Origin of the sequence: Pseudomonas sp. CFBP 13719, assembly GCF_014842095.1 — a bacterium.
GTDB lineage: Bacteria > Pseudomonadota > Gammaproteobacteria > Pseudomonadales > Pseudomonadaceae > Aquipseudomonas.
Window position 1 is genome coordinate 113372 of record NZ_JACYVB010000004.1, and the last position, 12495, is coordinate 125866.

Sequence of the window (12495 nt, forward strand, 5' to 3'; positions counted from 1 at the left end):
GCGCCGGACGAAATGCTGCCGCGACCCAAAATGGCACGGCATGCCTGGCAATGACCAGCATAGCGCACCAAAAAAGTGCGGGCGGGTCTATATCGTTTTCGGCTGCCGCTGCTCAGTCGTCCTCGGGCTTGTCCTTGAGTGGACATTCCGGGCGTACACCGTAATCAGCACTTCGGCAGGGGTGAACCCGGCGTTTCTGAATCAGCGAGATGCGCTGCAGGTGGACCGGCTGGGCCGGCGTGCGCTCGATCACATGGTCGTCCTGATCGATGATCTCGGCGGCCAGGGAGTGGGTTCCGCGGTCGACATTGCTCAAGGCGAACACCGGGCTGCGCCCCGGCGCCTGCGCTACTTCGCCGTCGAGCAGCAGGCGGTAGCGATGGTTCGGCTGCAAGGCCGGCTCACTGGTCAGGGTCACGATCAGTGACCCGTCTTCCTCACGCACGGCAGTGTCCGGCAGGGGCCCGAGGATGCGCAGCATCTGATAACGCATCGTCGCGGTTTTGTTCGGCACTGGCACCTTGCTGGTGCGCGGCAGCGTCACCGTAGCCGGGGCGGTGGGCGCGGTGCGTGCAGGCATCGGCACCCGTTCGGCACCCTTGCGCGGTTGGTCGGTGAAGACCCGGTTGCCATTGGCGTCGACGTAGGTGTACACCGCGGCATGGGCTGACGCGGCGATCACTACCAGCCAGAGCAGCGTCCAGCGCATCACGGCAGGTGAACCCGCTGGACCGTGAAGGTGACGGTGGCGCTCTGCTGGATCACCGCTTCGCGGGCGTCGATGACCTGTACCGCCAGGCCATGTTCGCCGCGATCGACATTCACCAGTTGCAGGCGCGGCACGTTGCTTGGCTGACCATAGGGTTCGCCGTCGAGTACCAGGCGCAGGCGATCGCCCGAACGCAGGCGTGGCACGATCGCCACGCCGACATCGAAGGTGCCGTTGTTGGCCCGCAGCGCTTCGTCGGTCGGCAGTCCGGTCAGTTCCAGTTGGCTGTATTGAGTCTGCTGCACCTCGACGGTGGTGCTCGGCAGGGTGGTCGGCACCGGTTTGCGCAGCGACTCGACGCTGTTGAGCGGAGGCAATTCGACCGTCTGGCTGGCACGCCCCTGGGGCGGCTGGTTGCTGTAGGCGGTATTGCCCTCGGCGTCGGTGTACTTGTAGATCTGCGCCGCAGCGGGCAGCGCGCACAGCAGCAACAGGCAGGCTAGGGGTGAGCGCATGGAAACTTCTCTGAGTGGCGCTTGCATGGGGCCAGCATAGAGCAATTGAGGGGTTGCGTGCAGCGTTGCCACGCTCAGCGCAGAACGAAAAAAGGCCACCCGAGGGTGGCCTTTCTGTCACATCACAGGGATCAGACGCTGTAGTACAGGTCGTATTCCAGTGGGTGTACGAAGGTGCGGACCTTGATTTCTTCTTCGCTTTTCAGGGCGATGAAGGCATCGATGAAGTCGTCGCTGAACACGCCGCCCTTGGTCAGGAACGCACGGCCCTTGTCCAGCTCTTCCAGGGCTTCCTTCAAGCTGCCGCAAACCTGCGGGATTTCCTTGGCCTCTTCGGGCGGCAGGTCGTACAGGTTCTTGTCGGCGGCATCGCCGGGGTGGATCTTGTTCTGGATGCCGTCCAGGCCAGCCATCAGCAAGGCCGCGAAAGCCAGGTACGGGTTGGCTGCCGGGTCCGGGAAGCGTGCTTCGATACGACGGCCTTTCGGGCTGTTGACGTAAGGAATACGGATGGAAGCCGAACGGTTGCGGGCCGAGTAGGCGAGCATGACCGGCGCTTCGAAACCTGGGACCAGACGCTTGTAGGAGTTGGTCGACGGGTTGGTGAAGCCGTTCAGCGCCTTGCCGTGCTTGATGATGCCGCCGATGAAGTACAGCGCGGTGTCGGACAGGCCGGCATAGCCTTCGCCAGCGAAGGTGTTCTTGCCATCCTTGGAGATCGACATGTGCACGTGCATGCCCGAGCCGTTGTCACCGTACAGTGGCTTGGGCATGAAGGTAGCGGTGCGGCCGTAGGCGTCGGCAACGTTGTGCACGACGTACTTCAGAGTCTGCACTTCGTCGGCCTTGGCGACCAGGGTGTTGAATTTGACGCCGATTTCGTTCTGGCCGGCAGTCGCCACTTCGTGGTGGTGAACTTCGACGACCTGACCCATCTCTTCCAGTGCGTTGCACATGGCGGTACGGATCTCGTGGTCATGGTCGACCGGTGGCACTGGGAAGTAGCCGCCCTTGACGCCTGGACGGTGGCCCTTGTTGCCGCCTTCGACGTCCTGGTCGGTCATCCAGGAAGCCTGTTCCGAGAAGATCTTGAACATGGAGCCGGAAATGTCGGACTTGAACTTCACTTCGTCGAAGATGAAGAACTCAGGTTCCGGACCGACGAACACGGTGTCGCCGATACCGGTCGACTTCAGGTATTCCTCGGCGCGATGGGCGATGGCGCGTGGATCGCGATCGTAGCCCTGCATGGTGGACGGTTCGATGATGTCGCAGACCAGGATCAGGGTCGGCTCTTCGGTGAACGGGTCCAGCACGGCAGTGCTGTCGTCCGGAAGCAGGATCATGTCGGAGGCTTCGATGCCTTTCCAGCCTTCGATGGAGGAACCGTCGAACATCTTGCCGACTTCGAAGAAGTCGTCATCCAGGGCATCGCGCGCTGGCATGGTCACGTGCTGCTGCTTGCCTTTGGTATCAGTGAAGCGCAGATCAATCCACTTGACGTCATGATCTTTGATGAGTTGAACCGACTTCGACATGTTGTCCTCCGGGGTGGAATGGGGCCGATTGTGAAAGGGGGCCCCTAAATATGAGTGATGCCGGGCCCGATAGTCGGCCAAGGCAACCTGCCTCACAAGGGAGCAATTTGCATGCCAGTGCCCCGTGATGGGCGCAACGCTGATTCTCACTATCCGGATGTTCGAACCCATTCCCCTGCAGCTGCGGCGCAAGCCGCGTCACGCTTCGTCCCCGGCATTAATAGGTATGGAGGCGGGACGCGGCTTGCGCCGCTGCTACAAAGGGTCGGGTTGAATAGGGGTGCGCTGGTTTGGTGCGAGGCCTTTTTGGGTGGTCCAGATTGGTGCGTTTGCCCGTTCGTACGATAACTGGTCAAACCTTGAGCAATTTCCGCTATAATCCGCGCCCCTCTTTTCAGGCTGGCATTTCGCGCGCTGTTTTCATGAAACTTATCGTAAAAGTCTTTCCAGAGATCACCATCAAGAGCCCGCCGGTGCGCAAGCGCTTCATCCGCCAGCTCGCCAAGAACATCCGCATGGTGCTCCGTGACCTGGACCCGCAGCTGATGGTCACTGGCGTGTGGGACAACCTTGAAGTCCAGACCAAGCTGACGGACGCCAAGGTGTTGCGCGAGATGACCGAACGCCTGCGCTGCACGCCAGGTATCGCGCATTTCCTGCAAGTGGACGAATACCCGCTGGGCGACATGGATGACATCGTGGCCAAGTGCAAGACGCACTTCGGCCCGCTGCTGCCTGGAAAGATCTTTTCGGTGCGCGCCAAGCGTGCCGGCAAGCATGCGTTCAGCTCGATGGATGTGGAACGCACCGTCGGCAGCCAGTTGCGCCGCGAGTGTGGTGCTGCCGGCATCGACCTGAAAAAGCCCGACGTGGTGGTGCGCCTGGAAATCCGCGATCAGCGCCTGTTCGTCATTCATGACCAGCACGACGGCATGGGCGGCTACCCCTTGGGCGCTCTGGAACAGACGCTGGTGTTGATGTCGGGCGGTTTCGACTCCACCGTCGCCGCCTACCAGATCATGCGCCGTGGCCTGATGACCCACTTCTGCTTCTTCAACCTGGGCGGTCGCGCCCATGAGTTGGGGGTGATGGAAGTCGCCCACTTTCTGTGGAAGAAGTACGGCAGCTCCCAGCGCGTGCTGTTCATCAGCGTGCCGTTCGAGGAAGTACTGGGCGAGATTCTCGGCAAGGTCGACAACAGCCACATGGGCGTGATCCTCAAGCGCATGATGCTGCGGGCCGCCACGCGCCTGGCCGACCAGTTGAAGATTCCCGCGCTGGTCACGGGCGAAGCCATCTCGCAGGTGTCCAGCCAGACCCTGCCCAACCTGTCGGCGATCGACAGCGCGACCGACAAATTGGTACTGCGCCCGCTGCTGGCGAGCCACAAACAAGACATCATCGATCAAGCAGTTGAAATTGGGACTGCCGATTTTGCCAAACACATGCCAGAATATTGCGGCGTGATTTCGGTCAACCCGACCACCAGTGCAAAATTGCCACGCGTCGTCCATGAAGAGAAGTCTTTCGACATGGCCGTTCTTGAGCGAGCGCTGGAACGCGCCAAGCTGGTGTCCATTGATGAAGTCATCGACCAGCTGGGCCGGGATATCGAGGTCGAAGAGGTCAGCGAGGCGCTGTCCGGACAAGTCGTCATCGATATCCGCCACCCCGATGCCCAGGAAGACCAGCCGCTGTCACTGGCCGGCATCGAGGTCAAGGCAATGCCTTTTTATGCCCTGAACAGCCGCTTCAAGGAACTGGACTTCACTCGCCAGTACTTGCTGTATTGCGACAGGGGCGTCATGAGCCGACTGCATGCTCACCATCTGTTGAGTGAGGGACATGCCAATGTGCGCGTTTATCGTCCGACATAGAGTCCCAGGGTTGAATGGTGGGAGTATCCGCCATCGCCCTCCCGACCCCCAGACAGCGTAGGAACTACTGCGCTAGGCAATGCTGCGTCAGAAACAGGCTCGGAATGCTCATTTACAACCAGTAAACTGTGCTTCCTCGCCTATTTCTTCCTTGCCTTGCCGTTGCTCGCTACGTTCCTACGCTGTCTGGCCCGGATAGCTTTTTGTTTAATATTCGCCACGTAGAATGCGCGGCAACCGAATCCTCTGATCGAGATACACAAGTGATCGAAAATCTACGCAACATCGCCATCATTGCTCACGTTGACCATGGCAAGACCACCCTGGTAGACAAACTCCTGCGTCAGTCCGGCACCCTGGAGCGCAACGAGCTCAACGACGAGCGCGTGATGGACTCCAACGACCAGGAAAAAGAGCGTGGCATCACCATTCTGGCCAAGAACACCGCCATCAACTGGAACGGCTACCACATCAACATCGTGGACACCCCGGGCCACGCCGACTTCGGTGGTGAAGTAGAGCGCGTGATGTCGATGGTCGACTCCGTGCTGCTGCTGGTCGACGCCCAGGACGGCCCTATGCCGCAAACCCGTTTCGTGACCAAGAAGGCGTTCGAAGCCGGCCTGCGTCCGATCGTCTGCATCAACAAGGTCGACCGTCCAGGCGCACGTCCGGACTGGGTTCTGGACCAGATCTTCGACCTGTTCGACAACCTCGGCGCCACCGAAGAACAGCTGGACTTCAAAGTCGTCTACGCCTCGGCTCTGAACGGCATTGCCGGTCTGGAACACACCGACATGGCCGAAGACATGACCCCGCTGTACCAGTCGATCGTCGACAACGTACCGGCTCCGAAAGTTGACCGCGACGGCCCGTTCCAGATGCAGATCTCGGCACTGGACTACAACAGCTTCCTGGGCGTCATCGGTGTTGGCCGTATCGCTCGCGGCAGCGTCAAGCCGAACACCCCGGTGGTCGCCATCGGCGCCGACGGCAAGAAGCGCAACGGTCGCATCCTCAAGCTGATGGGTCACCACGGCCTGCACCGCATCGACGTCGAAGAAGCCTTCGCTGGCGACATCGTCTGCGTGAGCGGCATGGACTCGCTGTTCATCTCCGACACCCTGTGCCAGCCGGACAACGTCGAAGCGATGAAGCCGCTGACCGTCGACGAGCCAACCGTTTCCATGACCTTCCAGGTCAACGACTCGCCATTCTGCGGTAAAGAAGGCAAGTTCGTGACGTCCCGCAACATCAAGGAACGTCTGGACAAGGAGCTGCTGTACAACGTTGCCCTGCGCGTTGAAGAAGGCGACTCGGCCGACAAGTTCAAGGTCTCCGGCCGTGGCGAGCTGCACCTTTCGGTACTGATCGAAACCATGCGTCGCGAAGGCTTCGAAATGGGTGTCGGTCGTCCTGAGGTGATCATCCGCGTCATCGACGGCGAGAAGCAGGAACCGTTCGAAAACGTCACCATCGACACCCCTGAGGAATCCCAGGGCAAGGTCATGGAAGAGATGGGCCTGCGTAAAGGCGACCTGACCAACATGGTGCCGGATGGCAAGGGCCGTGTTCGTCTGGAATACAACATCCCTGCTCGCGGTCTGATCGGTTTCCGTAACCAGTTCCTGACCCTGACCAACGGTGCTGGCATCCTGACCTCGATCTTCGATCGCTACGCTCCGATGAAGTCCGGCCACATGTCCGGCCGTCAGAACGGCGTACTGGTTTCGGTCGAAACCGGCAAGGCACTGACCTACTCGCTGGAAACCCTGCAGGCGCGCGGCAAGCTGTTCGTCGAGCACGGCCAGGAGATCTACAACGGTCAGATCGTCGGCTTGAACAGCCGCGACACCGACATGGGCGTAAACCCTACCAAGGGCAAGAAGCTGGACAACATGCGTGCGTCGGGCAAAGACGAAACCATCGCCCTGGTTCCACCTGTTCGCTTCACCCTGGAACAGGCTCTGGAATTCATCCAGGACGACGAGCTGTGCGAAGTCACGCCGAAGTCGATCCGTCTGCGCAAGAAGATCCTGGACGAAGGCGAGCGTACCCGCGCTGCCAAGAAAGCCAAGAACTGATCCGTAGTTCCGGTTGATTGAAAAAGCCCCCGGCGCGAAAGCGTCCGGGGGTTTTTTTATGATTGCGTTTCGGCAGGTCTGGCCTCTTCGCGGGCAGAGACCCGCTCCCACATGAAGCTGCGCCGTGACAGACAGACCAAGGTACGGCCTTCGCGGGCAGAGGGCTCGCCGCCCGCTCCCATAGATGATCGCCGCCCTTGTGGGAGCGGGTCTCTGCCCGCGAAAGGGCCGGCCCTGGCACCCTGCATACCTTCCATCGCCCACTTCTCGAGTTTCCCCAGCCCGAGCCGATAGCGCAGGCAATATCGATTCCCTCCGAAGGGGGCCCCGTGAGCCTGCTACCTACCAAGATCATGTCCCGCTTCAGCCTGGGCATCCTGTTCATCCTTCTGGTCACGACGGTAGCCATCTACGCGGTCATGGTACTCAGCGGCGAGCCCAAGCTGATCCAGTCCAACACCAAGAGCGCCGAGCAGTCGGCCACGGCCATCGCTCGGCAGCTGTCGATCCAGCTGGCCGAGGTCGAGGGGCGCGTCGCCGCGCTGGCGAGTTTGGGCGCGACGCTGCCGGCCGACGTCGAGCTGGTGAAGGGCGCATTGGCACCGATCATCGACTCACAGGGCGATACCGCAATTGCCGGCGGTGGCCTGTGGCCCGAGCCCAATGCGTTCAGCGCAGGCGTGCCGCGGCGCAGTTTCTATTGGGCGCGCAGTGGGCAGGGCCTGGGTTACTCCGAGGAATACAATGCCGGCGCCGTCGATGACTATCACGCCGCCGACTGGTACGTGCAGGGCAAGGCATCCGCGCCTGGCCGCTGCGCGTGGTCGGATGCCTACGAGGATCCGGTCAGCAAGATCCTGATGACCACCTGTACCGTGCCCTACAGTCGTGAAGGACGTTTCGCCGGTGTGGCGACCATCGACCTGACACTCACGGGCCTGGCCAACTTCCTCAAGTCCAATGGGCAGGTCACCGGTGGTTATGCATTCGCCATCGACCCATCAGGCAAGGTCCTGTATTTCCCGGCCGCCAACGACAAGCCGGCACCTGCCGACGAGGCGGCGATGCTCGCCGCCTATCCTTGGTTCAAGAGCGTTGCCGATTGGCGCAGCAGCGGCCAGCGCGAAGCGCAGACGTTTCATGTCGATCAGAACGCGCAACTGGGTGGGGCGGGCTACATCAGCCTCACGCGGGTTCCGGCCAGTGATTGGGTGGTGGGCCTGGCTACGCCGCAGGCACACATGACCGGCATTGCCAGCAAATTGACCGTCGATATCCTCACCACCTTGCTGCCGATCCTGGCGCTGGTGTTCGCTCTCGCCTGGTTGGCCGGGCGTGCGGTGTTCGGCCAGATCAACGAAACCACGGCGCAGATCGACAAGTTGGGCGAGCAGGGCGGTGGCGCCAGCGCCGAGCTGGACGTGGCTCGCGCGGACGAGATCGGCCTGCTGCGCGGGGCGGTCAACCGTTACGCCGGCAACCTGCGCAGCATGCTCAAGGCCATCGCCGATGAGGCGCTGCGCCTGCAGAAACAGTCCGATGACGTTGCTCGGCTGTCGGTGATCATGGCCGAACGTGCCGAGACCCAGCGTCAGGACAACACCTTGCTGGCCACAGCGATTACCGAGATGTCGTCCAGTGCCCAGGAGGTTGCCTCCAACACCACGGAGTGCTCCGACACCGCGCAGCTGTCGTTGTCGACCGCGCGCCAGAGCCAGGAGCATGTGCAGCAGAACAGCCAGACGATCAATTCCTTGACCGGTGATATCGCCAGCGTTGCGCAGGCGATTACCAGCCTGGGTCAGGACATCGAAAGTGTCAGTGGGGTGCTCGACGTGATCAAGTCGATTTCCGCGCAGACCAACCTGCTGGCGCTCAATGCCGCGATCGAAGCCGCTCGCGCCGGCGAGCAGGGGCGAGGCTTTGCGGTGGTCGCCGACGAAGTACGCACCCTGGCAGGGCGCACCCAGGCTTCGGCCGACGAGATCCAGCAGATGATCGGCGAACTGCGCCAGGCATCGGTGAAGGCGGTCAATACCATGGTCGCGGGCGAGGACCGCACGCGGACCGTGGCGCAGCAAGCCGATGTGTTGAGCGCGTCGCTGGGCAGCACGGTGGTCGGTTTCGACGACATCGTCCAGCGCACACAGCAGATCGCCGTGGCCGCCCAGGAACAGAGCCATGTCACCCAGGAGATCAACGAGCTGGCAGTGCGCATTCACGCGGCCAGCGAGGACGGCGCGCGCGATGCGTCGAGCCTGAGCGAGTTGAGCCAAGGCATGCAGGCCCTGTCGACCCGCCTGGCAGGGCTGAGCCGACAGGGGTAACCGGCGGCAATCCGGCGGCGCTCCCTTCGCGGCCGATGACCGCTCCCACAAGGGGGCGGCGTGTGGCGATGTTCTGTAGGAGCGGTCATTGGCCGCGAAAGGGCGCTGCGGCGTGTCAGGCAGGCCGTGGTATGGCCTTCGCGGGCAGAGCCCGTTCCCACATGGGTAGCAGGAACACTACTCAGCCTTGGCGCGAGACTGGCTTGGGCTGGTAGGCACAGAAGCCTGGGCGAGGCCCAATCTTCGGGTGGTTGCGGCAGGTGTCCGGACGCTTTTCATAGATGGTACACAGGCGGCTTTTCTTGTCCAGATACAGGCAATCGTTGTTGCTCATACGCGTCAGGGTGAAAATGCCCGACTTCTGGTTGAAGCGCTCGACGATGCCTTCCTTCTGCAAGCGCTTGGCAACGTTCTTGGGGGGATCGCCTTTCTCGAACTCATCCACCACACCGATACGGATCAGGTCCTTGATCTTCACTTCCACCGGCAGCGTGCAGCAGGTCGAGATACAGGCGCCGCACATCGGCGCGGAATATTTCTGCCAGGTGTCCAGGCGGTCCACTTCGGCGGCGGCAATCAAAGAGCTTTTCATCGTCAGGTCATCAGGCAACGTGGATCAGGGCGCGCGATCATACCGGCATTGGTGAAAAAGTGAACAACCATCTGCCTGAAACCCTGCTAATCGTGCAAAGTTACGAACCTGAGCTTTCAGCGTGTGTCGAAGCGTCTAGGCTCAGGTATTCCATCTAGAATCGTCAATTTCCCCGAGGACGCATTGCATGTCTCAGGAACCGCTTGTCCGTGACGCCGAGGTGGCCGATTTTCGCGCTGCTGTACTCGCCAAACTCACCTACGCGGTGGGCAAGGACCCCGATCACGCATTCGACCATGACTGGTTCGAGGCCATTGCCCTGGCGGCGCGCGACCACATGGTCGAGCACTGGATGGATCACACCCGGCAGATCTACCGCAAGGGTCAGAAACGGGTCTATTACCTTTCGCTGGAATTTCTCATCGGCAGGCTGCTCTACGACAGCCTGAGCAACCTCGGGTTGCTGGACATCGCCCGTGAAGCGTTGACCGACCTGGGCGTGGACCTGGAACGCATCCGTCTGCTCGAGCCCGATGCGGCGCTGGGCAATGGTGGCCTGGGTCGCCTGGCCGCCTGTTTCATGGAAAGCATGTCGACCCTGGGCGTCGCTGCCCACGGCTATGGCATCCGTTACGAACACGGCCTGTTCCGCCAGGCCATCGTCGATGGCTGGCAGCAGGAGCAGACGGAAAACTGGCTGAATTTCGGCAACCCCTGGGAGTTCGAGCGTCCTGAAGTGATCTACCCGATCAGCTTCGGCGGCCATGTGGAAACCGTCACCGACAGCGAAGGCCAGCAAAAGCAGGTGTGGTGGCCCAGCGAGACCGTTCGTGCGGTCGCCTATGACACGCCAGTGGTCGGCTGGCGCGGTTCGAGTGTCAACACGCTGCGCCTGTGGCGCGCGCGGGCACTGGAAGAGTTGCACCTGGAACGCTTCAACGCGGGCGACCACCTGGGCGCCGTGGCCGAAGTGGCACGGGCCGAAAGCATCTCGCGGGTCCTGTACCCCGCCGACAGCACCGAGGCGGGCCAGGAGTTGCGCCTGCGCCAGGAGTATTTCTTCGTTGCAGCCTCCCTCCAGGACCTGTTGCGTCGTCACCTCAATGGCAACGACAGCCTGCTCAACCTGTCCGACAAGGCCGCCATTCAGCTCAACGACACTCACCCCTCCATCGCCGTGGCAGAGCTGATGCGCCAGTTGGTGGATGAACACGGTCTGGCCTGGGACACGGCGTGGGAAATCACCGTCAACACCCTGGCCTACACCAACCACACGCTGTTGCCCGAAGCGCTGGAAACCTGGCCCGTGGGCTTGATGGAGCGCATGCTGCCGCGGCACATGCAGATCATCTACCTGATCAACGCCTATCACATCGATTCGCTGCGTGCCAAAGGCCAGGACGACGTCGATGTGCTGCGCGCGGTATCGCTGATCGAGGAAGACAACGGCCGTCGCGTGCGCATGGGCAACCTGGCGTTCCTCGGCTCGCACAGCGTCAACGGCGTGTCGGGCCTGCACACCCAGTTGATGCGCAGCACGGTGTTCTCCGAGCTGCACAAGCTCTATCCCGACCGGATCAACAACAAGACCAACGGCATCACGTTCCGCCGCTGGCTGTACCAGTCCAACAGCGAGCTGACTGCCATGCTGGTCGACAAGCTCGGGCCGCAATTGCTCGACAATCCGGAAGTGCTGCTGAAGAACCTCGAACCGTTTGCCGACCAGCCCGAGTTCCGCAAGGCGTTCGCTGCGCAACGGCTGAACAGCAAGAAAGCACTCGCGCGCATCATTCACGAGCGCGTGGGGGTAGCGGTCAATCCCGAGGCCATGTTCGACGTTCAGGTCAAGCGCATCCACGAGTACAAGCGGCAATTGCTCAACCTGATGCACACCGTGGCGCTCTACCAGGCCATTCGCGCCGAGCCGGAGACGAACTGGGTGCCGCGGGTGAAGATCTTCGCCGGCAAGGCGGCGGCCAGCTATCACCAGGCCAAGCTGATCATCAAGCTGGCCAACGACATCGCTCGGGTGGTGAACAACGACCCGACCGTGCGCGGGCTGCTCAAGGTGGTGTTCCTGCCCAACTACAACGTCAGCCTGGCGGAAAGCATCATTCCGGCAGCGGATCTGTCCGAGCAGATTTCCACGGCCGGCTACGAAGCGTCGGGCACCAGCAACATGAAGTTCGGCCTCAATGGGGCCTTGACCATCGGCACGCTGGATGGCGCCAACGTCGAGATGTGCGAGTTCCTCGGCAAGGAAAACATGTTCATCTTTGGCATGACCGCAGCCCAGGTGGAAGAGCGCAAGCATGCCGGGGGCTACAGCGCTCATGGCGACGTCGCGGCCTCCCATCGGTTGAACGATGTGCTGCAGGCCATCCGCGGCGGGGTGTTCTCGCCGGATGATCCATCGCGCTATGTGGGGTTGGTCGATTCGCTGACCAATTACGACCGCTTCCTGCTGTGCGCCGATTTCGACGCGTACTGGGATGCCCAGCGCAAGGTCGAGGATACCTGGCACGACGCCGATAAGTGGTGGCGCATGGCAGTACTGAACACGGCACGCATGGGTTGGTTCTCTTCTGACCGGACCATCCGCGAGTATGCGCAGGATATCTGGCAGGCGCTGGAGTAAAGCCCGATACCGCGCATGCCCTTCGCGGCCATAGACCGCTCCCACAGATGTTTTGTGTTCCTCTGGTAGGAGCGGTCATTGGCCGCGAAGGGCGCGCCGCGGTGTATCAGGTAACCCGCGTCGGCCTTTTCGCGGCCATAGACCGCTCCTACGGAATTTTGTGTTCCTCCCGTAGGAGCGGTCATCGGCCGCGAAGAACGCGCCGCGGTGTATCA

At 61.6% G+C, this 12495-nt stretch carries 8 protein-coding genes; 4 read left to right on the forward strand and 4 right to left on the reverse strand.

The features are described 5' to 3' along the window. Positions 1 to 112: 112 nt before the first annotated feature. From IFT57_RS15175 to glnA, 3 genes are all read right to left on the reverse strand, one after another. The gene (locus tag IFT57_RS15175; RefSeq protein ID WP_192152067.1) at positions 113 to 709 is read right to left on the reverse strand and encodes a DUF4124 domain-containing protein; all 597 of its coding nucleotides are present in this window, start codon (positions 707 to 709) and stop codon (positions 113 to 115) included. Next, positions 709 to 1224: a DUF4124 domain-containing protein gene (locus tag IFT57_RS15180; RefSeq protein WP_192151930.1), complete on the reverse strand. Its 516-nt coding sequence runs from the start codon at positions 1222 to 1224 to the stop codon at positions 709 to 711. The genes IFT57_RS15175 and IFT57_RS15180 overlap by 1 nt, the downstream gene beginning before the upstream one ends. A gap of 131 nt (positions 1225 to 1355) precedes the next feature. Then, positions 1356 to 2762 carry a glutamate--ammonia ligase gene (glnA, locus tag IFT57_RS15185; RefSeq protein WP_122480480.1) on the reverse strand — a complete coding sequence of 469 codons (1407 nt, stop codon included), beginning with the start codon at positions 2760 to 2762 and terminating at the stop codon, positions 1356 to 1358. Between the two features lie 422 nt (positions 2763 to 3184). On the opposite strand from glnA, the gene thiI reads away from it, so the two are divergent. The 3 genes from thiI (at position 3185) to IFT57_RS15200 (ending at position 9050) form a co-directional block, all read left to right on the forward strand. Then, positions 3185 to 4639, forward strand: a complete 1455-nt coding sequence (gene thiI / locus IFT57_RS15190) for a tRNA uracil 4-sulfurtransferase ThiI (RefSeq protein ID WP_192151931.1) — start codon at positions 3185 to 3187, stop codon at positions 4637 to 4639. Positions 4640 to 4902: 263 nt separating this feature from the next. Beyond that, entirely contained in the window at positions 4903 to 6723 is a 1821-nt protein-coding gene (gene typA / locus IFT57_RS15195) for a translational GTPase TypA (protein ID WP_122480478.1), read from the forward strand. A gap of 329 nt (positions 6724 to 7052) precedes the next feature. Beyond that, complete coding sequence (locus tag IFT57_RS15200) at positions 7053 to 9050, forward strand: methyl-accepting chemotaxis protein (RefSeq protein WP_192151932.1); 1998 nt, start codon at positions 7053 to 7055, stop codon at positions 9048 to 9050. Positions 9051 to 9231: 181 nt separating this feature from the next. Here the strand turns inward: IFT57_RS15200 and IFT57_RS15205 are convergent, their stop codons facing one another. Then, the gene (locus IFT57_RS15205) at positions 9232 to 9642 is read right to left on the reverse strand and encodes a YkgJ family cysteine cluster protein (protein WP_122480476.1); all 411 of its coding nucleotides are present in this window, start codon (positions 9640 to 9642) and stop codon (positions 9232 to 9234) included. A 187-nt stretch (positions 9643 to 9829) separates the two neighbouring features. On the opposite strand from IFT57_RS15205, the gene IFT57_RS15210 reads away from it, so the two are divergent. Beyond that, on the forward strand, positions 9830 to 12280 hold the full coding sequence (locus IFT57_RS15210) for a glycogen/starch/alpha-glucan phosphorylase (RefSeq protein WP_192151933.1): 2451 nt from the start codon (positions 9830 to 9832) through the stop codon (positions 12278 to 12280). Positions 12281 to 12495: the final 215 nt, after the last annotated feature.

What these genes read in the sequence shown, in the direction of transcription:
- IFT57_RS15175 (WP_192152067.1), bottom strand. Translation starts at nt 709, where the DNA reads ATGCGCTGGACGCTGCTCTGGCTGGTAGTGATCGCCGCGTCAGCCCAT.
- IFT57_RS15180 (WP_192151930.1), bottom strand. Translation starts at nt 1,224, where the DNA reads ATGCGCTCACCCCTAGCCTGCCTGTTGCTGCTGTGCGCGCTGCCCGCT.
- glnA (WP_122480480.1), bottom strand. Translation starts at nt 2,762, where the DNA reads ATGTCGAAGTCGGTTCAACTCATCAAAGATCATGACGTCAAGTGGATT.
- thiI (WP_192151931.1), top strand. Translation starts at nt 3,185, where the DNA reads ATGAAACTTATCGTAAAAGTCTTTCCAGAGATCACCATCAAGAGCCCG.
- IFT57_RS15205 (WP_122480476.1), bottom strand. Translation starts at nt 9,642, where the DNA reads ATGAAAAGCTCTTTGATTGCCGCCGCCGAAGTGGACCGCCTGGACACC.
- IFT57_RS15210 (WP_192151933.1), top strand. Translation starts at nt 9,830, where the DNA reads ATGTCTCAGGAACCGCTTGTCCGTGACGCCGAGGTGGCCGATTTTCGC.